At 74.7% G+C, this 24,582-nt stretch carries 22 protein-coding genes, 1 tRNA gene and 1 pseudogene; 12 read left to right on the top strand and 12 right to left on the bottom strand.

The annotated features are described in order from the left end of the window. Window position 1 precedes the first annotated feature (1 nt). The 6 genes from QYM41_RS05380 (at window position 2) to QYM41_RS05355 (ending at window position 7,485) form a co-directional block, all read left to right on the top strand. Window positions 2–1,093, top strand: coding sequence for a glycosyltransferase family 9 protein (locus tag QYM41_RS05380; RefSeq protein ID WP_368798725.1), 1,092 nt, complete (start codon window positions 2–4; stop codon window positions 1,091–1,093). Next, complete coding sequence (locus QYM41_RS05375; RefSeq protein WP_368798724.1) at window positions 1,081–2,040, top strand: glycosyltransferase; 960 nt, start codon at window positions 1,081–1,083, stop codon at window positions 2,038–2,040. The genes QYM41_RS05380 and QYM41_RS05375 overlap by 13 nt, the downstream gene beginning before the upstream one ends. Beyond that, window positions 2,037–3,887, top strand: a complete 1,851-nt coding sequence (locus QYM41_RS05370) for a glycosyltransferase (protein WP_368798723.1) — start codon at window positions 2,037–2,039, stop codon at window positions 3,885–3,887. The genes QYM41_RS05375 and QYM41_RS05370 overlap by 4 nt, the downstream gene beginning before the upstream one ends. Next, entirely contained in the window at window positions 3,884–5,296 is a 1,413-nt protein-coding gene (locus tag QYM41_RS05365; RefSeq protein ID WP_368798722.1) for a PfkB family carbohydrate kinase, read from the top strand. The genes QYM41_RS05370 and QYM41_RS05365 overlap by 4 nt, the downstream gene beginning before the upstream one ends. Further along, window positions 5,286–6,332 (top strand): glycosyltransferase family 9 protein, encoded by a 1,047-nt coding sequence (locus tag QYM41_RS05360; protein WP_368798721.1) that lies wholly within the window; start codon window positions 5,286–5,288, stop codon window positions 6,330–6,332. Before QYM41_RS05365 ends, QYM41_RS05360 begins: the two co-directional genes overlap by 11 nt. Window positions 6,333–6,474: 142 nt before the next feature. Then, complete coding sequence (locus tag QYM41_RS05355; RefSeq protein ID WP_368798720.1) at window positions 6,475–7,485, top strand: UDP-glucuronic acid decarboxylase family protein; 1,011 nt, start codon at window positions 6,475–6,477, stop codon at window positions 7,483–7,485. Between the two features lie 30 nt (window positions 7,486–7,515). Here the strand turns inward: QYM41_RS05355 and QYM41_RS05350 are convergent, their stop codons facing one another. Beyond that, entirely contained in the window at window positions 7,516–8,442 is a 927-nt protein-coding gene (locus tag QYM41_RS05350; protein WP_368798719.1) for a glycosyltransferase family 2 protein, read from the bottom strand. Next, window positions 8,439–9,323 (bottom strand): glycosyltransferase family 2 protein, encoded by an 885-nt coding sequence (locus QYM41_RS05345; RefSeq protein WP_368798718.1) that lies wholly within the window; start codon window positions 9,321–9,323, stop codon window positions 8,439–8,441. The genes QYM41_RS05350 and QYM41_RS05345 overlap by 4 nt, the downstream gene beginning before the upstream one ends. A gap of 222 nt (window positions 9,324–9,545) precedes the next feature. Between QYM41_RS05345 and QYM41_RS05340 the strand changes: the two genes are divergently transcribed. The 3 genes from QYM41_RS05340 to QYM41_RS05330 are packed head-to-tail and all read left to right on the top strand — an operon-like array spanning window position 9,546 to window position 12,993. Beyond that, a complete protein-coding gene (locus QYM41_RS05340; protein ID WP_368798717.1) occupies window positions 9,546–11,222 on the top strand; it encodes a circularly permuted type 2 ATP-grasp protein in 1,677 nt (558 codons plus the stop codon). Further along, window positions 11,216–12,142: an alpha-E domain-containing protein gene (locus QYM41_RS05335; RefSeq protein ID WP_368798716.1), complete on the top strand. Its 927-nt coding sequence runs from the start codon at window positions 11,216–11,218 to the stop codon at window positions 12,140–12,142. The genes QYM41_RS05340 and QYM41_RS05335 overlap by 7 nt, the downstream gene beginning before the upstream one ends. Beyond that, entirely contained in the window at window positions 12,139–12,993 is an 855-nt protein-coding gene (locus QYM41_RS05330) for a transglutaminase family protein (protein ID WP_368798715.1), read from the top strand. Before QYM41_RS05335 ends, QYM41_RS05330 begins: the two co-directional genes overlap by 4 nt. Before the next feature lie 22 nt (window positions 12,994–13,015). Here QYM41_RS05330 and QYM41_RS05325 read toward each other — a convergent pair whose 3' ends face one another. From QYM41_RS05325 to glgC, 3 genes are all read right to left on the bottom strand, one after another. Then, entirely contained in the window at window positions 13,016–13,678 is a 663-nt protein-coding gene (locus QYM41_RS05325) for a class E sortase (RefSeq protein WP_368798922.1), read from the bottom strand. A 117-nt stretch (window positions 13,679–13,795) separates the two neighbouring features. Then, window positions 13,796–14,776, bottom strand: coding sequence for a hypothetical protein (locus QYM41_RS05320; protein ID WP_368798714.1), 981 nt, complete (start codon window positions 14,774–14,776; stop codon window positions 13,796–13,798). A 354-nt stretch (window positions 14,777–15,130) separates the two neighbouring features. Beyond that, entirely contained in the window at window positions 15,131–16,375 is a 1,245-nt protein-coding gene (gene glgC, locus QYM41_RS05315) for a glucose-1-phosphate adenylyltransferase (protein ID WP_368798713.1), read from the bottom strand. 212 nt (window positions 16,376–16,587) lie between these two features. Here glgC and glgA point away from each other — a divergent pair, with 212 nt between their 5' ends. After that, window positions 16,588–17,781 (top strand): glycogen synthase, encoded by a 1,194-nt coding sequence (gene glgA / locus QYM41_RS05310; protein ID WP_368798712.1) that lies wholly within the window; start codon window positions 16,588–16,590, stop codon window positions 17,779–17,781. A gap of 412 nt (window positions 17,782–18,193) precedes the next feature. Continuing rightward, window positions 18,194–18,279 (top strand) — tRNA-Leu (locus QYM41_RS05305). 108 nt (window positions 18,280–18,387) lie between these two features. Here the strand turns inward: QYM41_RS05305 and QYM41_RS05300 are convergent. From QYM41_RS05300 to QYM41_RS05290, 3 genes are all read right to left on the bottom strand, one after another. Continuing rightward, on the bottom strand, window positions 18,388–19,227 hold the full coding sequence (locus QYM41_RS05300; RefSeq protein ID WP_368798711.1) for a hypothetical protein: 840 nt from the start codon (window positions 19,225–19,227) through the stop codon (window positions 18,388–18,390). Window positions 19,228–19,345: 118 nt separating this feature from the next. Beyond that, a complete protein-coding gene (locus tag QYM41_RS05295; protein WP_368798710.1) occupies window positions 19,346–20,179 on the bottom strand; it encodes a hypothetical protein in 834 nt (277 codons plus the stop codon). 90 nt (window positions 20,180–20,269) lie between these two features. Continuing rightward, a complete protein-coding gene (locus QYM41_RS05290) occupies window positions 20,270–20,731 on the bottom strand; it encodes an ester cyclase (protein ID WP_368798709.1) in 462 nt (153 codons plus the stop codon). A gap of 417 nt (window positions 20,732–21,148) precedes the next feature. On the opposite strand from QYM41_RS05290, the gene QYM41_RS05285 reads away from it, so the two are divergent. Further along, window positions 21,149–22,009, top strand: a complete 861-nt coding sequence (locus QYM41_RS05285) for a phosphatase PAP2 family protein (protein WP_368798708.1) — start codon at window positions 21,149–21,151, stop codon at window positions 22,007–22,009. A gap of 83 nt (window positions 22,010–22,092) precedes the next feature. On the opposite strand, the gene QYM41_RS05280 is transcribed toward QYM41_RS05285, so the two are convergent. From QYM41_RS05280 to QYM41_RS05265, 4 genes and pseudogenes are all read right to left on the bottom strand, one after another. Next, the gene (locus QYM41_RS05280) at window positions 22,093–22,962 is read right to left on the bottom strand and encodes a 3-hydroxyacyl-CoA dehydrogenase family protein (protein WP_368798707.1); all 870 of its coding nucleotides are present in this window, start codon (window positions 22,960–22,962) and stop codon (window positions 22,093–22,095) included. Continuing rightward, window positions 22,962–23,174: a hypothetical protein gene (locus QYM41_RS05275; RefSeq protein ID WP_368798706.1), complete on the bottom strand. Its 213-nt coding sequence runs from the start codon at window positions 23,172–23,174 to the stop codon at window positions 22,962–22,964. The genes QYM41_RS05280 and QYM41_RS05275 overlap by 1 nt, the downstream gene beginning before the upstream one ends. After that, the gene (locus QYM41_RS05270) at window positions 23,174–24,397 is read right to left on the bottom strand and encodes an acetyl-CoA C-acyltransferase (RefSeq protein WP_368798705.1); all 1,224 of its coding nucleotides are present in this window, start codon (window positions 24,395–24,397) and stop codon (window positions 23,174–23,176) included. Before QYM41_RS05270 ends, QYM41_RS05275 begins: the two co-directional genes overlap by 1 nt. 56 nt (window positions 24,398–24,453) lie before the next feature. Beyond that, window positions 24,454–24,582: pseudogene (locus QYM41_RS05265) on the bottom strand (acyl-CoA dehydrogenase family protein); the annotation flags it as partial.

Raw genomic sequence — 24,582 nt, 5'->3', positions numbered from 1 at the left:
CATGGGCCGCACCCTCGCCGTCCGTCTCGACTCGGACGGGGACGTCCTGCTCACGGGTCCCGCGATCCGGGCCCTGGCCCGGATCGGGAACCCGGTGGACCTGCTCGCCTCCCCGTCCGGCGCCGCGGCCGCCCGGCTGCTGCCGGACGTCGCCGAGGTCCTGGAGCACGCGGCGCCGTGGTCGGGCTTCCGCCCCCCGCCCGTGGACCCGGACGCCACCGCGGCCCTGGTCGGGGACCTCGCCGCCCGCGGCTACGACCTCGCGGTGATCTTCACGTCGTTCCACCAGAGCCCCCTGCCCATGGCGCTGCTGGCCCGGCTCGCCGGGATCGACCGGGTGGCCGCCACGAGCGAGGACTACCCGGGCTCGCTGCTGGACGTCCGGCACCGCCGCGCGGACCCGCCCGGCGGCGGCCACGAGGTCGAGGCGGCCCTGGAGCTCGCCGTCGCGGCCGGGGCCCCCGAGCCCGCCCCCGCCGACCGGCGCCTGGCCGTCCGGCGGCCGCTGCCGGGGCTGCCGGCCGAGCTGTCCGGTTCCCCCGGCGGGTTCGTGGTGCTGCACCCCGGCGCCTCCGTCCCCTCCCGCGGGCTGACCGCGGAGCACGCCGGGGCCCTCACCGCGGAGCTCGCCGCGGCCGGGCGCACCGTCGTCCTCACGGGCGGACCGGGGGAGCGGGAGCTCACCGCCGCCGCCCGGGCCGCCGCACCGCACGGGGACGTCCTGGACCTCGGCGGCCGGACGGACCTTCCGGTCCTGGCCGCCGTCCTGGCCGCCGCCTCCTGCGTCGTGGTCGGCAACACCGGTCCGGCCCACCTGGCCGCGGCCGTGGGCACCCCTGTCGTGTCCCTCTTCTCCCCGGTGGTGCCGCCCGAGCGGTGGTCGCCGTACGGGGTGCCCGTGGTGCTCCTCGGGGACCAGGACGCGGCCTGCCGCGGCTCCCGGGCCCGCGAGTGCCCCGTCCCCGGCCACCCGTGCCTGAGCACCGTGACCCCCGCGGCCGTCCTCGCGGCCGTCCAGGAGCTCACGGCCGGCGCCGCGCGGACCCCCGTCCCTGTTCCCGCACCGCAAGGAGGTCCCGGGTGCGCATCCTGATGTGGCACGTCCACGGGTCGTGGACGACGTCGTTCGTGCACGGCCCCCACACCTACCTGCTGCCGGTGGTCGCCGGCCGGGGTCCCGACGGGCGCGGCCGCGCCGAGACCTGGGACTGGCCGGCGGCGGCCGTGGAGCGCACGCCCGAGGAACTGGCCGGCGACGAGTTCGACGTGGTCCTCCTGCAGCGCCCCCGCGAAGCGGAGCTGCTCGAGCGGTGGACCGGGCGCCGGGCAGGGACCGACGTCCCGGCGGTGTACGTGGAGCACGACACCCCGCGCGGGGCCGCCGTGACCACCCGGCACCCCCTGGCCGAGCGCTCCGACGTGCCCGTGGTGCACGTGACCCACTTCAACCGGATGATGTGGGACACCGGGCGCGCGCCCACCGAGGTCGTGGAGCACGGCGTCCTCGACCCCGGTCACCTCTACACCGGGAGCACGGCCAGCCTGGCGGCCGTGGTCAACGAGCCCGTGCGGCGGGGCCGGATCGCCGGCACCGACCTGCTCACCGCGCTGGCCGGGCAGCTGCCCGTGGACGTCTACGGCATGGGGATGGACCGCCTCGCGGAGCACGCGCCGCACATGGCCGGGCGGCTGCACGAGAACTACCCTCAGGAGCAGCTGCACGCGGCGCTCGGCGCGCACCGGGCCTACTTCCACCCCTACCGGTGGACGAGCCTGGGCCTGGCGCTGCTGGAGGCCATGACCATCGGGATGCCGGTGCTGGGGCTCTCCACCACCGAGGCGCCCCGGGCGGTGCCGCCGGAGGCGGGACTGCTCTCCAACGACCCGGACGCCCTGGCCGCGCAGGCCCGGCGCTGGCTGGACGATCCCGGCGCGGCGGCCGCCGCGGGCACCGCCGCCCGCGAGCACGCCCTGGAACACTACGGCGCGGACCGCTTCCTCGGGGAGTGGGACCGCATCCTGGAGAAGGTGACAGCATGAGAATCGCAATGGTCTCCGAGCACGCCAGCCCGCTGGCCGCCCTCGGCGGGGTCGACGCCGGCGGGCAGAACGTGTACGTGGCCGCCCTCGCCGAGGGGCTCGCCCGCCTCGGCCACGAGGTGGTCGTCTACACCCGCCGCGACGACGCCGCGCTGCCCGACGAGGTCGAGCTCGCCCCCGGGGCCCGGGTGGTCCACGTCCCCGCGGGGCCCCCGAGCCTCCTGCCCAAGGACGACCTCGCCCCGTACATGGACGAGTTCGGGCGCTGGCTCGCCCGGGACTGGGCCCGCGGCGGCGCCCCCGACCTCGTGCACGCGCACTTCTGGATGTCCGGGATCGCGGCCCGCCGGGCGGCGGAGGTCCTGCAGATCCCGGTGGTCCAGACCTTCCACGCCCTCGGGGCCGTCAAGCGCCGGCACCAGGGCGCGGCCGACACCAGCCCCACGGGCCGGCTCGCGGTCGAGAACGAGCTCGTCGCGGCGGCCGACCTGGTCCTGGCCACCTGCCGGGACGAACGCTCCGAGCTCCTCGCCCTCGGCGGGGACCCGGCGCGGATCGACGTGGTCCCGTGCGGCGTGGACCTCGACGCCTTCGTCCCGGCCCCGCCGCCGGCCGGAGCACGGGCACCCCGGATCGTGGCCCTCGGCCGCCTCGTGGAGCGCAAGGGCGTGGACGTCGTCGTGCGGGCCCTCGCCGAGCTGCCCGGCACGGAGCTCGTCGTGGCGGGCGGGCCGGACCGCGCCGACCTGGACCGCGACCCCGAGGCCCTGCGCCTGCGGGCCCTGGCCCGGGAGCTCGGCGTCGCCGACCGCGTGGAGCTGCTGGGCCGCGTGGACCACGACGACACCGCCGCGCTGCTGGCCACCGCGGACGTCGTGGCCTGCACCCCCTGGTACGAGCCGTTCGGCATGGTCCCGCTCGAGGCGATGGCGTGCGCCCGTCCGGTGGTCGGCAGCGCTGTGGGCGGGCTGCTGGACAGCATCGAGGACGGCGTGACCGGCCTGCACGTGCCCCCGCGGGACCCCTCCGCGACCGCGGCCGCCCTGCGCACCGTGCTCGAGGACCCGGAGCTGGCGGCCCGCATGGGCCGCGCCGGACGCGAGCGCGTGGAGCGGCTCTTCGGCTGGGGACATGTGGCCCGGGAGACGGAGCGCTCCTACGCCGGCGTCGTCGCCCGGCACCGCCGCGAGCACCCCCCGATGCTCGGGCGCACCGAGCGCTGGCTCGGCACGCACCTGGACGAGCTGGCGGTCGCCGCCCGGGACGCGGCGCAGCACGCCGACGTGGTGGACCGGTGGGGCGCCCGCCTCGCCGGGCTGCTGTCGGACGGCGGGCGCGTGCTCGCCGTGGGCAACGGCGGCAGCGCCGCGGAGGCCCAGCACTTCACCGCGGAGCTGGTGGGCCGTTTCGTCGACGAACGGCGGCCGCTGTCGGCCGTGTGCCTGTCGGCGGAGACCTCCAGCCTGACCGCCATCGTCAACGACTACGGCGTGGAGGAGCTCTTCGCGCGGCAGGTCCAGGCCCACGGGCGGGCCGGCGACGTGCTCGTGGTGCTCTCGACCAGCGGCCGCAGCCCCAACGTGCTGGCCGCGGCCGAGCGGGCGCGGGAGAACGGCCTGCACGTCTGGGCGCTCACCGGCCCCGGCCCCAATCCGCTGACCGAGCGGGCCGACGAGTTCCTCACCGTCGCCGCGCCCAGCACCTCGGTGATCCAGGAGGTCCACCTCATGCTGCTGCACGCCGTCTGCGCGGCCGTCGACGCCCGGCTGGCGCCGGCCGCCGGTGCCGCGGAGCCCGCCGCGACCGGGACGCCGGACAGGACGGCCCTGCGGGCGGGGGTGGCATGAGCGCCCCGCGCATCGTGGTGGTGGGCGACGCCCTCCTGGACCGCGACGTCTCCGGCACCTCCACCCGGCTGAGCCCGGACGCCCCGGTGCCCGTGGTCGACGTCGAGGCCGTGTTCTCCAGCCCCGGCGGGGCGGGCCTGGCGGCCCTGCTGTGCGCAGAGCCGCCGGCCGCCGGCGCCGTGCCCGCGGCCCGCGGCGTGACCCTCCTGGCCCCGGCCGCGGACGACGACGCCGGGCGGGAACTGGCCGGCGCACTGGCCCCGATCGCCCTGGAGCGGCTGGGCCACGAGGGCGGGACCCGCACCAAGACCCGCATCCGCAGCTCGGGCCAGACCCTCGTGCGCGTGGACGAGGGCGGGCCCGGCACCCCGGTGGGCGTCTCCGCCGCGCACGTGGCCGCCGTCCTTGCCGGGGCGGACGCCGTGCTCGTCTCCGACTACGGGGGAGGCGTCACCCGTGACCCCGCCGTGCGCGCGGCGCTCGAGGAGTACGCCCGCACCGGCGTGGTGGTCTGGGACCCCCACCCCCGCGGCGGCACCCCGGTGCCCGGGTGCGCCCTCGTCACCCCGAACGCCGCCGAGGCGGCGGCCGCCCTCGAGGGCCCCGCAGCGGGTTCCCCGCGGGACCTCGCGGGCGCGCTGCGCCGGCGCTGGGACGCCCGGGCCGTGGCCGTCACGGCCGGTGCCGACGGGGCGTACCTGGCGACGTCCGCCGGCACGGAACGGGTCCCCGCGGCGCCGGTGCAGGACACCGACCCCTGCGGGGCCGGGGACCGGTTCGCGTCCGCCGCGGCCCTCGCGCTCGGCGGCGGCACGGACGTGACGGCCGCCGTGGAGACGGCGGTCGAGGCCGCCGGCCAGTGGGTCGCCGCCGGCGGCGCGGCCACCTACCGCACGCGGCGGTCCGCCGGCGGCCACGCCCGCCCGGACCTGCACCCGGGCGCCGAGGCGCTGCCCCGCGACGTGCAGGAGCTCCTCGCCGAGGTGCGCGGCCGCGGCGGCACCGTGGTGGCCACCGGCGGCTGCTTCGACGTCCTGCACGCCGGCCACATCGCCTCCCTCGACGCCGCACGGCGGCTCGGCGACGCGCTGGTGGTGCTCCTGAACTCGGACGACTCCGTCCGCCGGCTGAAGGGCCCGGGCCGGCCGGTGGTCGGCCAGGCGGACCGGGCCCGTGTGCTCGGCGCCCTCCGCAGCGTCGACGCGGTCGTCCTCTTCGACGAGGAGGACCCGCGCGCGGCCCTGAACCTGCTCCGCCCCGACGTGTGGGTCAAGGGCGGCGACTACACCCCGGAGCAGCTGCCGGAGGCCGGCGACGTGCGCGGCTGGGGCGGCCGCGTCACCGTGCTGCCGTACCTGTCGGGGCGCTCGACCACCGCGATCCTGCAGAGGGCCGGCCGTGAGCGCTGACCCCGTCACCGCCCCCGCCCGCGCGGCCGGTGCCGCGGGCGGCACCTCGGCCGCAGCCTCCACCGGGCCGGACCGGTGGGTCGTGGACCCCACGACCATCGGTCCCGGGGACGTGCTCGTGCTCCGGGCCCTCGGTCTCGGGGACGCCCTAACGGCGGTGGCCCCCCTGCGGGGCGTGCGCCGGATGCTGCCGGAGCACCGGATCGTGCTCGCCGCGCCCGAGGGCGTGGGGGCCTGGCTGGCCGGGCTCGGCGTGGTCGACGGCGTGCTCCCGCTGCCGGGGCTCGTGGCGCTGCCGCCGGTGACCGGCGGGCACGTGGCCGTGAACCTGCACGGGCGCGGGCCCCTGAGCCACGAGCTGCTCCAGGCCTCCCGGCCCGGCCGGCTCGTCGGCTTCGCCGCGCCGGGGGTCGGCCACCACGGTCCGCCGTGGCGGCGCGACGAGCACGAGGTGCGGCGCTGGTGCCGCCTGGTGACCGACGCCGGCGGACCGTGCGGGCCCGAGGACCTGCGCCTGCGGGCCCACCGGCCCGCGTCCCGGGACGCCCCCGTGCTGATCCACCCGGGCGCCGCGTCCGCCGCCCGGCGCTGGCCCGCCGAGCGCTGGCGGGAGGTCGCCGCGGCCCTGGCCGCGGACGGGCACCGGATCGTGGTGACCGGCTCCCCGGCCGAGGCGCGGCTCGCGGCCACCGTCGCGGCAGGGATCGACGCCGCGGAGGACCGGTGCGGCCTCCTGGACCTCGAGGGCCTGGCCCGCACCGTCGGCTCGGCGGCCCTGGTGCTCAGCGCGGACACCGGGGTGGCCCATGTGGCCACCGCCCTGGCCGTGCGCTCCGTGGTGCTCTTCGGCCCCACCCCGCCCGCCTGGTGGGGACCCGCCGTGGACCCCGGTCTGCACACCGTGCTGTGGCACGGGGACCCGGCCGCGGACGCGTGGGGCGACCCCCACGCGGACCGGCTCGACGAGCGGCTCGCCGCCGTGACCCCGGACGAGGTCCTGACCGCGGCCCGCGCGCAGCTGGCCGCCGGCACCTGAGCCCGGCGGGCGCCCCGGCACGGTCCGCCGGGAGCCGCCCTCCCGTCCGCCGACCCCTTCTTCTCCGACACCCGTCCTCTACTGTCCGTCCGTCCGCCCCAGTCCGTCCGTCCACCCCAGTCCTGCGACCCCGAGGAGCACCGTGAACGCCACCCCGACCGCGCCCCCCGCTGCGGGCGCCGCCCGCCCGATCCGCCGCGCCGTCGTGACCGGCGGGACCGGCTTCCTCGGCAGCCACCTCTGCACCGAGCTGCGCCGCCGTGAGGTGGAGGTCGTGTGCCTGGACAACTTCCTCACCGGCTCCGCCGCCAACATCGAGCACCTCGTGGGCGATCCCGGCTTCCGGCTCGTCCAGTGCGACGTCACCGACTACGTGCACGTGCCGGGGGACGTGGACCTCGTGCTGCACTTCGCGTCCCCGGCGTCCCCGATCGACTACCTCAAGCTGCCCATCCACACCCTGAAGGTCGGCTCGATCGGCACCCACCACGCCCTGGGCCTGGCCAAGGACAAGGGTGCGCGCTTCGTGCTGGCGTCCACGTCCGAGGTCTACGGCGACCCGCAGGTGCACCCGCAGCCCGAGAGCTACTGGGGCCACGTCAACCCGGTGGGTCCCCGGGGGGTCTACGACGAGGCCAAGCGCTTCGCCGAGGCGCTCACCGTGGCCTACCGCGCCGAGCACGGGGTGGACACGGCCGTCGTGCGGATCTTCAACACCTTCGGCCCCCGGATGCGTCCCTTCGACGGGCGGGCGATCCCCACGTTCATCCGTCAGGCCCTGGCGGGGGAGCCCCTCACGGTGGCCGGGGACGGCACCCAGACCCGCTCCGTGTGCTACGTCTCCGACCTCGTCCGCGGCATCCTCGCCCTGGTGGACAGCGGCCACGGCGGCCCCATGAACATCGGCAACCCGCACGAGCTGTCCGTGCTGCAGATCGCCCGGGACGTCATCGCGGCGACCGGCTCCGCATCGGAGCTGGAGTTCGTCGAGCGACCCGTCGACGACCCCATGGTCCGCCGGCCCGACACCTCGCTCGCGACCGAGGTCCTGGGCTGGGCCCCGCAGGTCCCGTGGACGGAGGGGCTGGAGCGCACCGTCGAGTGGTTCCGGGACAGCGCAGGTCTCCCGCAGCCCGCCCAGCGCGCCCGCTGACCGCCCCGGCCGGTTCCGCGGGCCGGTCGCTCAGCTGACGTAGCGGCGCGCGGCGCTGCCGCGCTGTGACTCCTCCAGCGCGAGGAACCGGCGCTCGACGTGCTGGGGCAGGGTCCGCCGCTCGCGCAGCACCCAGGGGGCGCCGCGCAGGGCGTCGACCAGGGCCAGGGCCGTGACCCGGTCCCGCGGGGCGGCGCCGACCACGTCGCGGGTCCGGCGCAGGGCCGCGCGCAGGGGCCGGCGCAGCCAGATGAACCACAGGGTGTTGCGCAGTCCGTGGCGGCGCCGCAGGTGCGGATCCCGCACCGTGGAGGCCTGGTGGTGGACCACGACGTCGGGCAGGTGCACGAGCTCCCAGCCGGCGGTGGCCAGGTCCGCGGCCAGCAGCTCCTCCTCGCCGCCGAGCCACAGCCGCTCGCTGAACCCGCCCACCTCGAGGAACGCCGTGCGCCGGACCACGGAGGCCCCCGCCAGGAAGCTGCCCAGGGCGGGGCCGGGCAGCCACGCGGGGCCCTCGACGGGCGAGTGCAGCAGCTCCTGGTTGATCGGGTCCTCCCGGGAGCCCGGCTCCACCAGGATGCGGCCCGTGACCACGCCCAGCCGCGGGTGGGCCTCCAGCGCGTCCGAGGCCCGGCGCAGGGCGCCCGGCTGCCACCAGGTGTCGTCGTCGCAGAAGGCCACGAACGGCGAGTGCACGCGCTCGAGCGCCACGTTGCGGCCCACGGCGCCGAGGTTGACGGGGCTCGCCACGAGCTCCGCCCAGGGGTGCTGCGCGCGGATGGCGTCCGCGGTGCCGTCCTCGGAGCCGTTGTCGACGACCACCACGTGCGGTCGTTCGGGGAGCTCCCGCAGCCGGGACAGGGCCAGGAGGGCCTCGTCACGGCGGTTGTGGGTGATCATCACGACCGCCACGCGGTCGTCGGGACGGGCGTCGGGGTCGGGAACGGGTTCGGTCACGGGTTCTCCTCGGGTGGGACGGGGTGGCCGGGGCCGTGCAGCAGGGCGAGCGCGGCCTCCGTGGTCGGGGACACCCGGCGCCGGGCGCGCAGCGCGGCCGGCACGCGCGGCAGGGCGCCGAGCAGCCCACGGCGTCCCGGGCGGCCGCCGCACGCGGCGGCCAGGGCCTCGCGGGCCACGACCCGCAGGGGCCGGCGCAGGAGCGCGGTGAGCAGGTGGCTGCGGACCAGACCCGCCTGCCGGTGGTCGTCCGTACCCCGCCGCGGCGAGGGGTGGTGGTGGGCGTGGACCTCCGGGACGTAGGACAGGCGCCAGCCGGCGTCGAAGAGGTCCAGGGCCAGGCGTTCCTCCTCGCCGGGGAAGCGGACGACGTCGTCGAACGCGCCCGCCGCCAGGAACGCCGAACGGCGCACGATCGCCCCGCAGGCCACGAAGCCGAGGAGCGCGGGGCCGGGGGACCCCGGGAGGATGCCGAGAGGGGAGGCGGCCAGCACGGCGTTGAGCGGGTCCGGGCGCTCCTCGGGGCCCACGGCGATGGACCCGGCGATCAGGCCGAGCCGGGGATGGGCGTCGAGGACGGCCGCGGCGCGCGCGAGCGCGCCGGGCGCCCACCACGAGTCGTCGTCGGCGAAGGCCACGTACGGGGTGCGGGCGAGCCGCACGCCGACCGTCCGGGCCACGGCGCCCACGTTGCGGGGCAGCTCCACCACCTGCGCACGGGGGTGGGCGGCGCGCACCGCGTCCGCGGAGCCGTCCGTGGAGGCGTTGTCCACGACGACGACGGGCCCCTCGTGCCGGTCCAGGTTGGCCAGGAGCTCCTCCCGGCGGTTGCGGGTGGCCACGACCACCGTGACACGGCGCTGCGGGTCCGGGGAGTCCATCGTGTCCTTTCGTCGGGTCGGCCGCGCCGGGGGCGCGGCGGCGGGCCCGCCTCGGGGCGGACACGCCCTCCCATCGTAGGGGCACGTCCTCCCCGGGCCCGGCGCACGGCCCGTGGCACAATCGGGAGGGACCTCGGCACCCGGGTTACCGCTGCGAAATACGGCGCGCCCATACTGCACGTACTGCCCGCCACGACCCCGAAAGGCACGTGATCGCCCGACATGTCCGACCTGTTCGAGAACTACGCCAGCGACATGGCCGTGGCGGCGGCCTACGACGAGATGTTCACGGCCGACCAGCGGGTGAGGCCCGGCTACGACCAGGTCGGCGGGGTCCTGGACGATCTGTCCCTCAGCGACGTCAACACCCGCGCCGACTCCATGGCCCGGTCCTTCCTGGACCGGGGGGTGACCTTCGACTTCGCGGGGGAGGAGCGGCCCTTCCCGCTGGACATCGTCCCGCGCGTGATCACCGCCGGCGAGTGGGACGTCATCGAGCGCGGCGTCAAGCAGCGGGTGCGCGCCCTGGAGTGCTTCCTCGACGACGTCTACGGGGAGCAGCGGGTGGTGGCCGACGGGATCGTGCCGAAGGCGCTCATCACCTCCTCCGCCCACTTCCACCGCGCCGTGTGGGGCTTCCGGCCGGCGGGGGGCGTGCGGATCCACGTGGCCGGCATCGACGTGATCCGCGACCAGGAGGGCGTGTTCCGGGTCCTGGAGGACAACGTGCGGGTGCCCTCCGGGGTCTCCTACGTGATCGAGAACCGGCGGGCCATGACCAAGGGCCTGCCGGAGGCGTTCATGTCCCAGCCGATCCGCGCCGTCGAGGCCTATCCCCGGCACCTCTACAAGGCGCTGCGGGCCACGGCCCCCGAGGCGGCGGAGGACCCCACAGTGGTGGTCCTGACCCCGGGGGTGTTCAACTCCGCCTACTTCGAGCACACCCTGCTGGCCGGGCTCATGGGGGTGGAGCTCGTGGAGGGCCGGGACCTCGTGGTCCGCGGCGACAAGGTCTACATGCGGACCACCGACGGCGAGCAGCGCGTGGACGTGATCTACAAGCGGATCGACGACGAGTTCGTGGACCCGCTGCACTTCCGCTCGGACTCCGCGCTGGGCTGCTCGGGGCTGGTCAACGCGGCCCGGGCCGGGAACGTGACCATCGCCAACGCGATCGGCAACGGCGTGGCCGACGACAAGCTCACCTACTCCTACGTGCCGGACCTCATCCGGTACTACCTCGACGAGGAACCGGTGCTGCCCAACGTGGACACCTACCGGCTGGAGGAGGACGAGGCCCGGGCCTACGTCCTGGAGCACCTGGACGAGCTGGTGGTCAAGCCGGTGGACGGCTCCGGGGGCAAGGGACTGGTGATCGGGCCCCAGGCCACCGCCGAGGAGCTGGAGGAGCTGCGGCAGAAGGTGCGCGCCGATCCGCGCGGGTGGATCGCCCAGCCGGTGCTCCAGCTCTCCACCGTGCCCACGTTCGCGGACGGGGAGTTCAGCCCCCGGCACGTGGACCTGCGGCCCTTCGCGGTCAACAGCGGCGACGAGGTCTACGTGCTGCCCGGAGGCCTGACCCGCGTGGCCATGCAGAAGGGCTCCCTGATCGTCAACTCCTCGCAGGGCGGCGGCTCGAAGGACACCTGGGTGCTCGGCCAGCCGCAGACCCAGGACCTCGACCCCGGTCAGGCCCCGGCGCCCGACGTCGACTCCTCGGTGCACACCTGGCCGGTCTCCTCGTCCTGGCAGGACGAGAACGACACCGGGCAGCAGCAACAACAGCAGCAGGCCGCCGCGCGGCCGGGCGCCGCCGGAGCGGCCACCGCACCCACGACCGAGACCACCCCGGCGTCCGCCACCGCGACGCCCCGCACCGGAGAGGGCCCCACATGCTGAGCCGTATTGCCGAGTCCCTGTTCTGGATCGGCCGCTACGTGGAACGGGCCGACGGCGTGGCCCGGATCCTCGACGTCCACCTGGAGCGCATCACCCAGCTGCCCGTCGGCGAGCAGGAGGCCGAGGTGCGCCGCATCATGGCCGTCATGGGGGTGGACCCGGAGGACGGCGACTACAGCGTCCGCTCGATGATCCACGAGCTCGCCTGGAACAAGGACTGCCTGACGTCCATCTCGGGCTCCCTGCACGCCGCCCGCGAGAACGCCCGCCGGGCCCGGGAGACCGTCTCCTCGGCCATGTGGGAGTCCCTCAACTCCACCTACTACGGTCTGGGCCAGCACCGCCGCGACGTCGTCGGCACCTTCCGGGTCTGCCACTGGACGATCGAGCGCATGGCGACCGTGCGCGGGCAGATCCAGATGACGATGTCCCACGACGAGTCCTGGATGTTCCTGTCCCTGGGGGCGGCGATCGAGCGTGCCGACATGACGTCCCGGCTGCTGTGGACCCGCTCGACGTCCACCTCCGGCATGTCCTGGGTCTCCATCCTGCACTGCGCCGGCGGCTACGAGGCCTTCCTGCGCACCCGCTACGGCACGTTCAGCGACGAGTCCGCCACCGAGTTCCTGCTCCTCGACCGGCTCTTCCCGCGCTCCATCCTGCACGCCCTCACCACGGCCGAGGAGATCCTCGTGGGCCTGGAGCCCGGGCTGCAGCGGGTGGGGTTCAAGGACGACGCCCGCCGCATCATCGGCGAGGCCCGCACATCCCTGGAGTTCCACCACGCCCTGGACCTCATCGCGGTGCTTCCCGAGCACCTGAACAACGTCCAGGCCGCCTGCGCCGAGGCGTCCGAGGCCGTGAGCTCCAAGTACTTCTCGCACGCCGTGGAGGCGTCCTGGTTCGGAGGCATGCTGTGACCCGGCTCAAGATCGATCACGTCACCCGCTACGACTACAACGACAACGTCTCGAAGTCCTACAACGAGGCCCGCATGACGCCCCTGTCCGACGACGAGCAGATCGTGCTCGAGGCGGAGCTCACGCTGAGCCCGGGGATCGCGACGGTCAGCAACTACCGGGACTACTGGGGCACCCGGGTCGCGGCCTTCGACATCCAGGGCCGGCACCGGCACCTGGAGGTGCGCTCCTCCGCCACCGTGGAGGTGCACCGGAACCCGGGGGACGAGGTCGCGGACGGACTCAGCTGGGAGGAGCTGGCGACCCCCGAGGTGCTGGACGCGGTCTCCGACTTCGTGCCGCAGACCCCGCTCACCCGGCTCGGGCCCGAGCTCGAGGGAGTCGCCGACGGGATCCGCCGCGACTCCGCCGACCCGGCCGCCGCGGCCGCGGCGATCTTCGCCCGCATCGCGGGCCACATGCAGTACGTGCCGGGGGTCACGGGCGTCCACACCGATGCGGAGGCCGCCTGGCGGGAGGCCAAGGGCGTGTGCCAGGACCTCGCGCACGTGGCCCTGGGCATGATGCGGCACATCGGCATCCCCGCCCGCTACGTCTCGGGGTACCTGCACCCGGACTACGAGGCGGGGATCGGCACGACCGTGCCGGGGGAGTCCCACGCGTGGGTCGAGTGGTGGAACGACCGCTGGTACGCCTACGACCCGACCAACCACACGCAGCTCACCGACTTCCACGTCACCGTGGCCCGCGGTCGCGACTACACCGACGTCACCCCGTTGAAGGGCATGGTCACCGGCGGCGGGGGCACCTCGGGGCTGGAGGTCACGGTGGAGGTCACCCAGACCGCCTGACGCGGCGACCGACGAGCGCCCCTCAGCCCCGGCCCCCGGCCACCGCCGCGGCGATCTCGGCCGGAGGGCCGGCCGACGCCGGGCGCCAGGACGTCAGCTCGGCGCGGCCGACGAAACGCTCGGTGGCTCCCCAGCGCGGGTGGCACGTGGTGAGCGTGAGGATCCGGCTCCCGGCGCCGGCAGCGGGGGCCAGGACGCGTGTCTCGTCCGGGGCCACCACCTCGCCGCTCCGGTAGGAGTACGTGTAGTAGGCCTCGGCCGTGCGCACGTGGATGCGGTCGCCCGGCCGGAGGGTGTGCACCAGGTCGAGCGCCTTCCCGTTGGACTGCCGGTGGCCGGCGATCGCGAAGTTGCCGGGTTCGCCCGGCATCGCGGTGGACGGGTAGTGCCCCAGTCCCAGGGTGTCGAGCACGCCGGGGTCCGTTCCCTCCGCCACGGGCCGGGCGTAGTCGTCGCCGAACCGCGGGACGTAGACGAGGCCGATCAGCTGCCCGTGCGGTGGCCGTGCCGTCACCGGGGGCGTCCCTGCGCCGGCGCCGCCGGGCTCCGTCCGGGGGGCGGGGCCCGCCTGCTCGAGCCGGTCGCTCATCCGGACCACCGCCCGTTCCTGGGCCCGTGCCGCCACGAGGTCCGTCCCCCACAGGTGCCACACGGGGACGAGCAGCAGCGCCAGCCCCAGGGCCATCAGCACGACCGGCCCTGCGGTGCGGCGACGTCCTCCCGCTGCCCGGAGGCGTGGGGGCCGGACGCGTGCGTCCGGACCGTGGAGGGCGGTGTCCGAGCTCGACGGCACGGTGCCGCCTCAGGCCCGCCTGCGGCGCAGGGCCGCGCCCAGCACGAGGAGCAGCGCGCCGAGCCCACCCGCCGGCAGCGCGCTGCCGGGGACGCCCGTGTAGGCCAGGGAGCCCGGCATCGCCGCGGCCGTCCCGACGGGGTCGGAGGCGGACAGCGCGGGATCGGTCGCCGGTGAGCTCGTGGAGGCGGTGGCCGCGGCCGGGACGCCCGGGGCGGCCGAGGGCCGGCCCTCGGTGGTCTCCTGGTGCTCCGGCAGGACCACGTGGGCACTGACGGAGCCGGCCGGCAGCAGGTTCGCGTCCGCCGGGACGACCGGGTGCACCGGCCTCTGCACCCGGGGGGCGGAGCCCTCGAGGCCGGGAGACGCGGGGGCCGGCGCCGGGACGACGGGGGCCGGTGCAGGGTCGGCATCCCGGTCCGGCGGGAGGGGCGCAGACACCGGCACGTCGGTGCCGCTGCCGGGCGTGGCACCTTCTGAACCATGCCCGCCGGTGCCGTGGTCGTCGGTGCCCGGTCCGTCGGAGCCCTCGTGGCCGTTGCCGGGGGTGGTGCCGTCGGAGCCTTGGCCGCCGTTGCCGTTGTGGCCGTTGCCGGGGGTGGTGCCGTCGGAGCCTTGGCCGCCGTTGCCCTGGGTGCCGTTGCCGTTGTGGCCGTTGCCGGGGGTGGTGCCGTCGGAGCCTTGGCCGCCGTTGCCCTGGGTGCCGCTGCCGGGGATGGCGCTGTCGTTGCTGTTCCCGTCGGGGCCCTGGCCGTTGGAGCCCTGGCCGGCGCTGCCCTGGGTGCCGTTGCCCTGGCCACTGTTCCCGTGTCCGGCGTTGCCGGCAGCCGTCGTCGTCCACGGGGCCGGTGCTGCGGTGACGGAGGCCGGTGCGATCTGCTGTCCGGGCTCGGGGCCCGGACCGGTGGCAAGAGCACCGGTGAAGCCGCAGAACGTCAGGGCGGAGGCGGTCGGGGCGACGAGCAGGGCTCGGCGGAGGGAAGTGTTCACGGTGATCTCCGAGGGGTGAGAGACGGTGTTCTGGATCAGTTCTCACCGTAGGGAAATCACATGAGATTGCATGTAGGCAGATGTGCCCCGGATCCGCGCTGTCCCCCGTGCTGTCGATGGAGGATACAGAGCCCCTGACCTGGGGCGACATCGTTCCGGTGGATCCGGGCACCCGGGCGGGGGTCGATTCCTGTCCCTCCTTCTGCCTCGGAGGCGCGGGCCGCGTCCCCGGAAGTGTGCGGCCCCGGTGTTCTCGGCCCCCCGGATGTGACGTGGTCAGGGCCAGACGGCGTCGCCGCACCACGGCGGACGTGGTGCGGCGACGCCGCCGGAGGCCGTCGGAGGCCGGAGCGGTCAGCTCTCGAAGCGGAAGTTCTTCGGGGCGACCGTCAGGCCGGACGGGGTCACGGTCAGGCCCCGGGCCCGGTCCTGCTCCGGATCCACGCCGACCTTCACTCCGGGCGGCACCACCACGTTCTTGTCGAGGATGCACCGCTCCACCACCGCGCCCTCGCCCACCTCCACGTTGGGCAGCAGGATGGACTGATTGACGGTGGAGTCGTTGTGCACCAGGACCTTCGGCGAGAGGATCGACTCGGAGACCCGCCCGCCGGTGACGAGGACGCCGCGGGAGAGGATGGAGTCGGTGGCGATGCCGCCCTCGCCCCGGGGGCCGCGGACCAGCTTGGCCGGCGGCGCCTGGATCTCGTGCGTGTAGAGCGGCCACGCGTAGTTGTACAGGTTGAAGACCGGCAGGGGCCGGATCAGGTCCATGTGGGAGTCGTAGTACGAGTCCAGCGTGCCGACGTCCCGCCAGTACTGCCGGTCGCGGTCCGTGGAGCCGGGGACGTCGTTGTGCGTGAAGTCGTAGACGGCCGCCTCTCCGCGGTCGGCGAACCAGGGCATGATGTCGCCGCCCATGTCGTGGCTCGTGCCCTCCTTCGTCTCGTCGGCCCGCAGCGCCTCGACCAGTGCGTCGGTGTCGAAGACGTAGTTGCCCATCGAGGCGAGGAAGGCGTTGGGGTCGTCCGGGAGGGGGGCGGTGCTCTGGGGCTTCTCCACGAAGCGGGTGATCTTCGAGACGTCCGCGGGGTCCGTCTCGATCACGCCGAAGGACGTCACCATCTCCATCGGCTGGCGCACACCGGCCACGGTGGCCCGGGCGCCCGACTCGATGTGGAAGTCCACCATCGCCGAGAAGTCCATCCGATACACGTGGTCGGCCCCGACCACCACGACGATGTCCGGCTTCGCGTCGTCGATGAGGTTCATCGACTGGAAGATCGCGTTGGCCGAGCCCAGGAACCACTCCTTGCCCCGGCGCTGCTGCGCGGGGACGGTGGCCACGTAGTTGCCGAGCTGGGTGGACAGGCGCCAGGTCTGGGACACGTGCTGGTCGAGGGAGTGCGACTTGTACTGGGTGAGCACCACGACCTGGAGATAGCCCGAGTTCACGATGTTGGACAGCGCGAAGTCGATCAGCCGGTAGCCGCCGGCGAACGGCACCGCGGGCTTGGCACGGTCCTCGGTGAGCGGCATCAGGCGCTTGCCCTCGCCTCCGGCCAGGACGATCGCGAGTACCTTCTTACGGTGGGGCATGGGAACCTCTCTGACATCTTCGGCAATCGGGCGCAACAACTCCGCCTCGCGGTGCGGAACCACTCGACAGGCGCCTTCATTGTGTCTTAACAGCCGCGAAGGGGAGTGACCCGCCGCACAGGAGTCTCGATGTGTCACCCGGGGCGACCCGACAGGTCCGCGGCGGCGGAATTCCCGTGGCTGGGGACCGATCCTGCAGTACGCTCGGAACCGTGCGAGTCGATATCTTGTCCAAGGAGTTCCCGCCCGAGATCTACGGCGGCGCCGGAGTCCACGTGTCCGAGCTCTCGCGGGTCCTGGCCCCGCTGGTCGACCTGAGGGTGCGGTGCTTCGGTGCGCCGCGCGAGCCGCGGGTCAACGGGGTCGAGGTGCAGGCCTATCCCGTGCCCGCGGAACTGGCCGGTGCGAACGCCGCGATCCAGACGCTGGGGGTGGACCTGGCCATGGTCGGCGACATCGCCGGCGCGGACGTGGTGCACTCCCACACCTGGTACGCCAACATGGCCGGGCACCTCGCGTCGCTGATGCACGGGATCCCGCACGTGCTCTCCGCGCACTCCCTCGAGCCCCTGCGCCCGTGGAAGGCCGAGCAGCTCGGCGGCGGGTACGCGGTGTCCTCCTTCGTGGAGAAGACCGCCTACGAGGCGGCGGCGGCGATCATCGCCGTGTCCGACGGCATGCGCCAGGACATCCTGCGGTCCTACCCGGAGGTCGACCCCGACCGGGTCCGGACCGTGCACAACGGCATCGACGTCAGCCAGTGGGTCCGCGACGAGGGGACCGACGTACTCGAGTCCTACGGCATCGACCCCGCCAAGCCCTCCGTGGCCTTCGTCGGCCGCGTCACCCGGCAGAAGGGCGTGCCGTTCCTGCTGCGGGCGGCGGCCCGTCTGCCCGAGGACGTGCAGCTCGTGCTGTGCGCCGGTGCCGCCGACACCCCGGAACTCGGCGCCGAGGTCAACGCCCTCATCGACGAGCTGAGGGCCACCCGGTCCGGGGTGGTGCTCATCGAGAAGATGCTGCCGCGCCGCGAGATCGTGCAGATCCTCTCCGGCGCCACAGCGTTCGCCTGCCCGTCCGTCTACGAGCCGCTCGGGATCGTCAACCTGGAGGCCATGGCCTGCGGCACCGCTGTGGTGGCCTCCGCCACGGGCGGGATCCCCGAGGTCGTCGTCGACGGCGAGACCGGGCGGCTGGTCCCCATCGAGCAGACCCAGGACGGCACGGGGACGCCCCTGGACCCCGAGAGGTTCGTGACCGACTTCGCGGACGCTCTGACCGAGGTGGTCTCCGATCCGCGGCGTGCCCGGGAGATGGGCGCCGCCGGTCGCCGGCGCGCCGAGGAGCACTTCGCGTGGGAGTCCATCGCCGAGCGCACGGTGGAGGTCTACCGCTCCGTGCAGTGACACGGGGGAACGGCCGGCGGCGGAGGCGGCGGCCACCGTGGACCCGCGGGGCAGGGGGCGGTGGTGGCCGCCGCCGGCGCAGGTGAGGGGGGTCCCCGGCCGCCTCGAGAGCACGCGTCGCCGACGGGGGCGGGGGCGTCCCGGCAGCCCGGACCCGGCTCTCGAGCGAGCATCGTCCCAGGTCAGCTGGAGAATCCGGGGGACGCTCAGCAACCATTGAACCGCATGACGGCGTCCGGCGGAAGTCGGCGACGCCCTTACCGACGGGTTTTCATGGATTCGGCTCGCGGCGACCGGGGGCGCTCCGGCGCGGGGGCGGATGTGAACCGCGGGCGCGCATGTGGTAACTTATTTTCTGTTGCGTTCAGGGAGAGCGGCCGGAAACGGTGCGGTGATCGACCTGGATCCACCGGCGCGGGTGGCGGAATAGGCAGACGCGCTAGCTTGAGGTGCTAGTCCTCGTATTAGAGGGTGGGGGTTCAAGTCCCCCCTCGCGCACAGTGGCGGCCGGACACGGGCCGCGGACGGAAGCCCCGTCGCCGACAGGAGTCGAGAGACCAGCCTGTCGGCGGCGGGGCTTCCGTCGTTCCGGGGTCACGTCCGAGGTCAGCGGACGAACGGCCCGTGGGCCTTCATCCAGCCGTTCAGCCACCGCTCCAGCTCGTCGGCGTGCCAGTGCGGGGCCTCGACCTGCAGTGCGTCCGGACCGCGTCGGTGGACCGAGACGACCCCGCGCTGGCCGGCGAGCTGCTGGGCCATGAGGTCGACCAGGGCGGAACTGCGGTCGGCGATGACCGCGTGCACGCCGACGTCGAAGGACGCGGGCTCGGCGACGACCACCACGGGCGAGTCCCGGGGGGCGAGCAGCGCCTCCGGGCCTGTGCGCAGATCGGCGACGACCCCCTGCGCGTACTGCTCCAGCTCGGTCTCGTGCAACGACTTCTCCCCGCGCTTGAGGCGCAGCACCCCGCCCATCGGCAGGGTCGGGACGAAGACCTGGTGACCCCGGCCGGTGAGGACCGGGTGGTGGTGGAGGTGGTGCTGAGGGTCCTCCGGCGAGCCCAGGCCCCACTGGGCGGTCGGGGCGCCGGTGATGACGACCACGGCGAGGTAGGACACGAGACCGTCCACCAGGACGAGCATCGTCGGCGACGGGACGCGGGCACCGGTCACGGCGTGCCGGGCCCAGGACGGCCAGTGCTCGCGGGGCACGGCGGGTGCGGTCTCCGCGGAGGCGCCCGTGAGCTCCGCGCGCCGGCCGGCGATCCAGCGCCACAGCCGGGTCAGGGACTCCGGGGTGCCGTCGAACATCGGCTCCAGGTCCACCCCGTGGGCGGTGAGCTCCGCGTGCAGACGGGTCAGGGCGGCAGGGCGTTCGGCGAGGAACTCCTCGAGGGCGGCGGCGGCCTCCCGGGTGGTCATCCGGCGGTAGTGGGTGAACGGCATGGCAGGGTCCTGTGGGTACGGCACGGGGCGGCCCCGGCGCCCGTGGGCTCCGGGGGCGGAGCGATGTCTCCACCTTAGGCGGGACGCGAGCGGTGGACGAGGCCGCCGCGGAGAGGTCTCAGCGCGGGAGGTGCCGCTGCAGCCACAGGGTGCACCACAGCTTCAGGCGCAGCTCGTCCCAGCCGTGGACGTCGACGACCAGGGCGGCGGGCCCGTAGCGGTGGACCGACTCGACGCCGTCGCGGTCGCACAGCGCGTCGATCAGCTCCTCGACCACCGCCGGATGCCGGACCGGGATGTCCTCGCGCAGGCCGACGTCGAAGCAGTCGATCTCGGCGACCACGGTCACCAGCGGTTCCTCGATGGCGGCGGTCTCCGGGCCCCGTCCGTGCAGCGCCTCGATGGTCCTGCGGGTGTGGGCCAGCATCTCGGTCCCGGTCATCGGCGCCCGGCCGTGGGCGGACTGGTAGACGCTGTAGAGCGGGATGGCCGGCGGGAAGAGGTGGTGGTGCTCGGTGGCGAGCACCGGGTAGTTGAGCAGCGGGTGGTCGGCGATGACGTGCTCGCCGACCTGCCAGACCGCCTCCGGGGCGGCGGTCGAGAGGATCACGCCGAGGTAGGAGGCGAAGCCGTCGACCAGGGCCAGGGTCTCGGCCGGCGGGTGCGGATCCACCAGCTTGCCGTGCCGTGCCCAGCTGGGCCAGGAACCGCGGGTCGGGTCCTCGGCGAGCGTGTGCGGTGAGACGCCGAGCTCGGCCGCCCGGGCGCTGATCCACGCCCAGAGCGGGGACACGGAGTAGACGGAACCGTCGAGCATCTCCGTCGGGTCCACCCCGTGGTCGGACAGGATGGTGCGCAGTCGGAGCAGGGCGGCCTCGCGCTCGGCCAGGTAGTCGTCGAGCGCGTCCCCGGCCTGGCCGGCGGTCATCCACTCGTAGAGCACGTCCCCCATGGTTCCGACTCTACTGTGCGGCGCGACCGCCCGGGGGAGCGTGTCCGGCTCCGCCGGCGGACGGTCGAGGAGCCGGTGCGAGCCCCGGCCTCAGCCGAGGCCCAGCTGCTGGGCCAGGCCCAGCATGTCCAGGTAGCGGTGCTCCACCTCGGTGGTGCCGTTCCCGCCCTGACGGCTGACCACGGCCATGGGGACGGACACCCGGCGACCGGTCGGGGGGACCTCCCCGGACGGCAGGGACAGCGGTCCGGTGTGGGTGCCGACGAAGAGCAGCCGCGCCACCGCCGTGCTGCCGTCGACCAGCACCTCCTCGACCTCCATGGTCATGTCGGGCATGGCCGTGATCCACTGCCGGGTGTCCCGCTCGACGGCGTCCCGGCCGCGCAGCGGTTCCGGGGAGGCCGGGGTGTGGACGACGGCGTCCGCGCTGTAGGTGGCGGCGAACTCTGCGGGGTCGTGGGCATTGAGGGCGGCGACCGCCCGGTGTACCTGTGCCCGGCGGTCGCCGTCGCCGGCCACGGGTCCGACGACCGAGGTGTGCTGCTCGCTCATGATGGCCTCCCTGGATCTGCGTGCCTCCCGGCTAGTTAGTCCGCGGCCGGGCCGGCACCTGACCGTAAGCACCGGTCGGGCGGGCGGCCAAGGGGTGGTGCCGGATCGTCGCCGGCTCGTGTCCGGCTCGTGATCCGGGGCGTTCCGTGATGACGGCACCGCCCTGCTGGAACCGGCGCGGACGATCCTCGCGGACGCCGATCACGTGCGCGACGTGGTGGTCGCCGCGGAGGCGGGGACCGGGGGCGGGAGGATTTCGTGCTCGCCGTTCCGGCCACGCACCCCCTGGCCCGGGCGGGACGGCTGAGCCGTCCCGGGAGTAGGCTCAGGGCCGGCCCGCCTGCGCCGGCGGGCCGGCCACGAGCTGCTGCCCGCCGGAACCGGGCGCCGGCGTGTTCTGCCGGAGGGAGAGCCGAGGTGCCCGACCCGCTCGACGACCGTCACCGCCGCACCCCGGAGGGGGCCGCTGACGAGCTGCAGGAGGACCGCTTCCTGGGGGACCGGGACCTCACCCGCTGGCCGTCGGCCCTGGGGCGGTGGCTGGTCGACCTGGTCCACCGGATCAGCCGCGCGCTGGGCCCCTACCTTGCCCTCGTCCTGGTCCTGACCGGGGGCGCGGCGGTCGCCGCCACCACCACCTGGTTGGCCTCGGAGACCTACGAGGCCGTCACGGAGGCCGACGGGGTCGCCCGGCTGGACCGTCCGCTGCTGCAGGCCATGGCGAGCCTGCGGTCGCCGTGGCTGGACACCGCGGCCACCGCCTGGACCGACGTCGGCGGGGTGATCGGCATGCCCGTGCTGGCCGTCACGATCATGGTGGTCCTGGCCGTGCGGCGGCGGTCGTGGACCCCGGTCATCCTCATCACCGCCGCGGGGGCGGGGTCCCTGCTGATGACCGTCGCGGGCAAGGACCTGACCGGGCGGGCCCGCCCGCCCCTGGCGGAGGCGGTCCCGCCCTATGAGTACTCCCCGTCCTTCCCGTCCGGGCACACCCTCAACGCCCTCGTGATCGCCGGGGTCGTGGCCTACCTGCTGATGCTGCGCGGGCACTCCGGACGCACCCGGGCCCTGGTCGTGGCCGCGGCCGCGACGTTCGCCCTGACCATCGGGCTCAGCAGGGTCTTCCTGGGCCACCACTGGTTCACCGACGTCCTGGCCGCCTGGTTCCTGGGAGCGGGATGGCTGGCCGTCGTCGTCACCGCCCACCGGCTCTACCTCACCGTGGTGCGCCGCTCCGTCGAGCGCCCTGCCGGGGAGCAGGCGGGCGCGAACCGCTGAGCCGGCCCCCGTTCCGGCGGGCGGACGCGGAGAGGGCGGACGAGGACCGATTCCCCGTCCGGCCTCTCCACGTCCGGGGTCCGTCAGCTCCAGTCGAAGAAGCCCTGGCCGGTCTTGCGGCCGAGCTCGCCGCGGGTGACCTTCTCGCGCAGGACCCGCGGCGGCGCGAAGCGCTCGCCCAGGGTCTCGTGCAGGTACTCGGCGATGCGCAGGCGCACGTCCAGGCCCACGATGTCGGTGGTCCGCAGCGGGCCGGTGGGGTGCTTGTAGCCCAGGACCATGGCGTTGTCGATGTCCTCGGCGCTCGCCACACCCTCCTCGACCATGCGCATGGCCTCGAGCGCGATGCCCACGCCCAGCCGGGAGCTGGCGAAGCCGGGGGCGTCGTTGACGACGACGGCGGTCTTGCCCAGCCCCTCGACCCAGGTCCTCGCCTGCTCGACGAGCTCGGGGCGGGTCCGGCGGCCGATGACGACCTCGATCAGGGTCGAGGCCGGGATCGGGTTGAAGAAGTGCAGCCCGAGGAAGTCCTCGGGCCGCGCCAGCTCGTCGGCCAACCCGGACACGGACAGCGAGGACGTGTTCGAGGCCAGCACGGCACCGGGCGCCAGCCGCTCCTCGACCCCGCGCAGCGAGGCGACCTTCAGGTCCCGGTCCTCCGGCACGGCCTCCACCACCAGCCGGCGGTCGCCGAGGTCCGCGTGGTCCACCGAGACGGTCAGGCGGGAGACGATCTCGTCGAGGTCGCCCTCGGCCGCGCCGCGCTCGATGGACGTCGCGGCGGAGGATTCGGCCCGCTCGCGGGCCGCCTGTGCGGAGGCGTCGTCGCGCTCGACGACCACGACGTCGGAGCCGTTGACCAGGAACGCGTGGGCGATGCCCGCGCCCATCCGGCCTCCGCCGAGGACGCCGACCTTCGCGGGGAGCCCTGTGGGCAGCACGGAGCTGCTCATCACGTCTTCTTCCCGTCGAGGAAGGCCTGCCCGCGGTCGACCTCGGCCGGGAACTCGACGAGCACGGCCTGGGCGAGCTCGTCGATGTGCGGGTGTGCGGCCGGCCGGGCGGTCCAGGACCACGTGCAGGCGGTCCTCGCGCTCCACCGGCCGCAGTGCGGTGAACTGTCCACCGAGGACGGCGTCGCCGGGGTCTCGGCGGGGCCGGTCATCAGAGTCCCTCCACGAGCATCGCGGTGCCCTGGCCCACGCCCACGCACATGGTGGCCAGCCCGAGCCGGCGGCCGGAGGCGGCCTCGCGCTCGAGGCGTCCGAGCAGGGTGACCACCAGGCGGGAGCCGGAGGAGCCCAGCGGGTGGCCCAGGGCGATGGCCCCGCCGTCGTTGTTCACGATCTCGGGGTCGAGCCCCAGCTCGCGCACGCAGGCCAGCGACTGGCTGGCGAAGGCCTCGTTGAGCTCCACGGAGGCGAGGTCGCCGACCGTCAGGCCCGTGCGCTCGAGGACCTTGCGGGTGGCCGGGATCGGGCCGATGCCCATGATCTCCTGGGCGACACCGGCCGTGGCGCCGTCGAGGATGCGGGCCCGGGGTGCCAGCCCGTACTTCTCCACCGCGGCTTCGGAGGCGACGACGATCGCCGAGGCGCCGTCGTTGAGGGTCGAGGCGTTGCCGGCCGTGACCACGGACCCGCCCCGGACGACCGGGCGCAGACCCGCCAGGGCGTCCAGGGAGGTGCCGGGGCGGGGGCCCTCGTCGGTGTCCACGACTGTCGTGGCGCCCTTGCGGCCCGTGACCGTGACGGGCACGATCTCCGGGGCGAAGCGCCCGGCGTCGATCGCGGCGATCGCCTTCTCGTGGGAGGCCACGGCGAAGGCGTCGCAGTCCTCCCGGGAGGTGCCGTAGACGCGGGCGACCTCCTCGGCGGTCTCGGGCATGGAGTAGGTGGCCTTGCCCTCGCGGGAGAGCTCCCCGGAAAGGAAGGCAGGGTTGGTGAAGCGCCAGCCGATGGAGGTGTCGAAGACCTCCCCGGGCTTCGCGTAGGCCTTGGCCGGCTTCTCCATGACCCAGGGGGCCCGGGACATGGACTCCACCCCGCCGGCGACGACGATGTCGGCGGCGCCGGCCTTGATCATGTGGGAGGCCATGATGATGGCCGACAGCCCGGAGGCGCAGAGCCGGTTGACGGTGATGCCCGGGACGGTGTCGGTGAAGCCGGCCAGCAGCCAGGCCATGCGGGCGACGTTGCGGTTGTCCTCGCCGGCGCCATTGGCGTTGCCGAGGATCACCTCGTCGACCTCGGCCGGGTCGATGCCGGCCCGCTCGACGGCGGCCTTGACGGCGAGGGCGGCCAGGTCGTCCGGGCGGACGGAGCTCAGGGCGCCGCCGTAGCGCCCGACAGGGGTGCGGGCCCCGCCGATGAGGAATGCTTCGGGCATGGAGAGAACTCCTTCGTTCTGGTGAGAAGTGGTCGTGCCGAGGTCAGGCACCGGAATCAGCGGAAGGCGGAGATCCCGGTGATGTCCCGGCCCACGAGCAGGGCCTGGATGGAATCGGTGCCCTCGTAGGTGGAGACGACCTCCATGTCGGTCAGGTGCCGGGCGATGTGGTGCTCCAGCAGCAG

This window comes from Kocuria oxytropis, assembly GCF_040981195.1.
GTDB lineage: Bacteria > Actinomycetota > Actinomycetes > Actinomycetales > Micrococcaceae > Kocuria > Kocuria oxytropis.
Note: the sequence above shows the minus strand (reverse complement) of the source record. Positions and strands in the feature narration are given on the sequence as shown.

Coding starts and splice junctions, on each gene's coding strand:
- QYM41_RS05325 (WP_368798922.1), bottom strand. CDS start 13,678: ATGGCCCTGGGGCTGGCGCTGCTGCTCGTCCCCGTGTGGCACCTGTGG.
- QYM41_RS05280 (WP_368798707.1), bottom strand. CDS start 22,962: ATGAGCAGCTCCGTGCTGCCCACAGGGCTCCCCGCGAAGGTCGGCGTC.
- QYM41_RS05270 (WP_368798705.1), bottom strand. CDS start 24,397: ATGCCCGAAGCATTCCTCATCGGCGGGGCCCGCACCCCTGTCGGGCGC.
- QYM41_RS05290 (WP_368798709.1), bottom strand. CDS start 20,731: ATGAGCGAGCAGCACACCTCGGTCGTCGGACCCGTGGCCGGCGACGGC.
- QYM41_RS05295 (WP_368798710.1), bottom strand. CDS start 20,179: ATGGGGGACGTGCTCTACGAGTGGATGACCGCCGGCCAGGCCGGGGAC.
- QYM41_RS05340 (WP_368798717.1), top strand. CDS start 9,546: ATGTCCGACCTGTTCGAGAACTACGCCAGCGACATGGCCGTGGCGGCG.
- glgC (WP_368798713.1), bottom strand. CDS start 16,375: ATGCCCCACCGTAAGAAGGTACTCGCGATCGTCCTGGCCGGAGGCGAG.
- QYM41_RS05345 (WP_368798718.1), bottom strand. CDS start 9,323: ATGGACTCCCCGGACCCGCAGCGCCGTGTCACGGTGGTCGTGGCCACC.
- QYM41_RS05335 (WP_368798716.1), top strand. CDS start 11,216: ATGCTGAGCCGTATTGCCGAGTCCCTGTTCTGGATCGGCCGCTACGTG.
- QYM41_RS05365 (WP_368798722.1), top strand. CDS start 3,884: ATGAGCGCCCCGCGCATCGTGGTGGTGGGCGACGCCCTCCTGGACCGC.
- QYM41_RS05380 (WP_368798725.1), top strand. CDS start 2: ATGGGCCGCACCCTCGCCGTCCGTCTCGACTCGGACGGGGACGTCCTG.
- QYM41_RS05275 (WP_368798706.1), bottom strand. CDS start 23,174: ATGACCGGCCCCGCCGAGACCCCGGCGACGCCGTCCTCGGTGGACAGT.
- QYM41_RS05370 (WP_368798723.1), top strand. CDS start 2,037: ATGAGAATCGCAATGGTCTCCGAGCACGCCAGCCCGCTGGCCGCCCTC.
- QYM41_RS05300 (WP_368798711.1), bottom strand. CDS start 19,227: ATGCCGTTCACCCACTACCGCCGGATGACCACCCGGGAGGCCGCCGCC.